General features: G+C 69.2%; 1 protein-coding gene. It reads right to left on the bottom strand.

Annotation, left to right across the window (positions count from 1 at the left end; translation table 11 throughout):
• On the bottom strand, nt 1-626 hold a 626-nt coding region (locus H7J86_RS31685), incomplete at both ends, for an ATP-binding cassette domain-containing protein (RefSeq protein WP_267295819.1).

Raw genomic sequence — 626 nt, 5'->3', positions numbered from 1 at the left:
CGCGGACATGGTCGCCGATGGTGCCACCGACCGGTTTGCCGTCGACCAGGATACGACCCCGGTCCGGGCGTACCGCCCCGGCGATGATCTCGCCGAGTACGCGCTTGCCGGACCCCTCGGTGCCCGCCAGGCCGATGATCTCGCCGGGTGCCACCTCCAGCGAGGCCTCCCGCAACACGCCGGCGCCGCCGATACCGTCGATCACCAACCGGGGCGCCACGTCCCTGCCTATCGTGCGCTGAGCGTGTTCGCGGTAGTAGTTCTCGGTGCGCACCCGGCCCACCATGAGACGGTGCAGTTCGTTCTCGTCGACGCCTTCGGTCGGACGGTGCGCCACCGACTCGCCGTCCTTGAATACCGTGATGCGGTCGGTGGATTCGATGATCTCGGGCAGTCGGTGCGAGACGAACACCACCGCGGCGACGCCGCGCAGCCGTTCCAGCAGACGCAGGAAGTTGTCCTCGTGCTCGGAGTCCAGCGCGGTCGTGGGTTCGTCGAACAGCACGACCGGGCGCGCCACCTCCAGCAACTGTGCCAGCGCGGTGACCCGCGCGATGTCGAGGTTCTGCTTCGGGCCGGGGGTCAGACCCGCGCGATGTCGAGGTTCTGCTTCGGGCCGGGGGTCA

Source organism: Mycobacterium hackensackense (genome assembly GCF_025822555.1).
Taxonomy (GTDB): Bacteria; Actinomycetota; Actinomycetes; order Mycobacteriales; family Mycobacteriaceae; genus Mycobacterium; species Mycobacterium fluoranthenivorans.
The sequence above is the reverse complement of the archived record's forward strand: the minus strand, read 5'-3'. Positions and strand labels throughout refer to the sequence as shown.